The organism is Candidatus Woesearchaeota archaeon (genome assembly GCA_003694805.1).
In the GTDB taxonomy this organism is placed as follows: Archaea; Nanobdellota; Nanobdellia; order Woesearchaeales; family J110; genus J110.
This window is the reverse complement of record RFJU01000133.1, coordinates 1-1,858: the sequence shown is the minus strand read 5'-3', so window position 1 is coordinate 1,858 and position 1,858 is coordinate 1. Positions and strand designations below refer to the sequence as shown.

Genomic DNA, 1,858 nt, shown 5'->3' with positions numbered 1-1,858 from the left:
GTTATAGAGGATCCAGTCTTCTTCGGATTTCGATCCTCCATCTGGTAGATTGTATTGATAAAGTGGTTGGTTGACGTTGGTAAAGAAGAAGCGCTTTGATTCGTAGAGTCTTAAGAGTAGGTCCCAATCTTCCATGTGTTGATAGCGCGTTCGATAGGGGTATTGGAGGAGCGTTTCTTTGGCGAGTAGGAGGGTGCCTGCGACGATTGTGACGCGGTTCCACTTTCTTTGAAACCCTTGGATGATTTGGGCGTGATCTTCAGGTAGGAGTTTGACGCGCTGTTGTCCTGGCGCGTTGATTTTTATGGCACACCCAACGATTGGATTCTTTTCTTGATTGGCGAGATATCGTTCGACTTGTCGTGCCAGTCGCGTGGGCATGGAGAGGTCGTCTGCGTCTTGTAACATGACGAGCTTCCCCTGACTTTCCTGAATGGCCAAGTTGCGGCTGGAGGCTCGGCCTTGGGGGATGGAAGCATCTTTTTGGATGAGCCGCACCCTCGGATCTCGAAAGTTGCGTATGATTTCGACAGAGCGATCCGTCGAATGATCATCGACCAATACAATCTCAAAGTGTTGATACGTTTGATTCAAGATGCTTTCGACTGCGTCAGATATGCTCTTTTCTTCGTTGTAAAAAGGAATGATGACAGAGACGAGGGGAGATAAGTTCATGGGTTTGATTTTTAAAGATATTTTCTATTGATTTTGATGAAGTGTTGTCGATAGAAGCGGACTGCAAAGTCCAAGCCTGCTTTGTTGAAGAGGGAGGTGGTGAGTGAGCGGCTATACTGTCCGAGGAAGGTCGCAAATGAAGAGGGCAGAGAGAGTCCATGTTTTCTTTTTGCACGGTACACTTCCCACAGGCTATCTCTGTATTGGCGATCTGAGACACCTCCCATCCTCATCACTGCGAGAGTCTCATCTTTTGCGATAAACTCGATGTTATGTAGAAAGAGGCGCAAGAGTAGTTCATAGTCCATGGCAAGGGAGAAGGTGGTGTCAAAGGGGCCGTATTGGTCATACACACGGCTTCGTACAAAGGTCGTTGGGTGGTTGACGGACATCATTCGTGGGAGCAGTTTTGGAACAGATTTTGTTTCAAAGCTTTGTTCTCCTTCTAAGAATTTCAGCCGTCCACAGATGACTCCTCCTCTGTTTTCTGTGGCGATGACCTGGAGAGTTTGTTCTGTGTAGTAGTCGTCAGCGTTGAGCAAACCGATCCACTCTCCATGACAGAGAGAAAGGCCCTTGTTGAATGCGTCTGCGATGCCATGGTCTGCTTCACTCACCCAATAGTCAATCGCGTCTTCGTAGCGTTTGAGCAACGCGACACTTCCGTCTGTAGAACCTCCATCAATCACAATGTATTCGACATTCTTGTAGGGTTGATGCAAGACGGAGAGGATCGTCTCCTCAAGGTGAGCGACTCCGTTATAGACGATGGTGACGACGGAGATGAGAGGCATTGTTTCGTCATTTCTTTTATACAAAGACGAATGTCGCATTCCGCCTTCTCCGTATCGGTGAGGGTTGGGGGGGAGGGTGAGATAGGCTCCTGTCACGTGTCCTCGCTTGACTTTCGGAGGGGTCTTTGTCAGCTGCTGGGTGGTGCTGTAGTGATTCAAAGTCTTGTCTCTCTTTGGTTTTTGTTATTTCGTTGCGTTTTGTTTCCTAAGTGAAGCACATGGTCGGTGTATTGGAGCATTCCTGGGCGGTGAGAGACGATGATCGCGGTGCAAGTTCCTTTTCGTTCGTGGATGAGAGCGGCGATCTTTTCTTCTGTTTGGGCGTCGAGATTGGCAGAGGCTTCGTCGAGGATCAAGAGTTGGGGAGAGCGGAGCAGGGCGCGGGCGAG

Annotated in this window: 3 protein-coding genes; all 3 read right to left on the bottom strand. The window is 49.0% G+C overall.

The window, feature by feature from the left end:
• Positions 1 to 675: glycosyltransferase family 2 protein (locus tag D6783_05110; GenBank protein RME52356.1), on the bottom strand; the 675-nt coding region annotated here is incomplete at its 3' end.
• Between the two features lie 11 nt (positions 676 to 686).
• Positions 687 to 1,628 carry a glycosyltransferase gene (locus D6783_05105; protein ID RME52355.1) on the bottom strand — a complete coding sequence of 314 codons (942 nt, stop codon included), beginning with the start codon at positions 1,626 to 1,628 and terminating at the stop codon, positions 687 to 689.
• The coding region (locus tag D6783_05100) for an ABC transporter ATP-binding protein (GenBank protein RME52354.1) at positions 1,625 to 1,858 on the bottom strand (234 nt) is incomplete at its 5' end. The genes D6783_05100 and D6783_05105, both read right to left, overlap by 4 nt.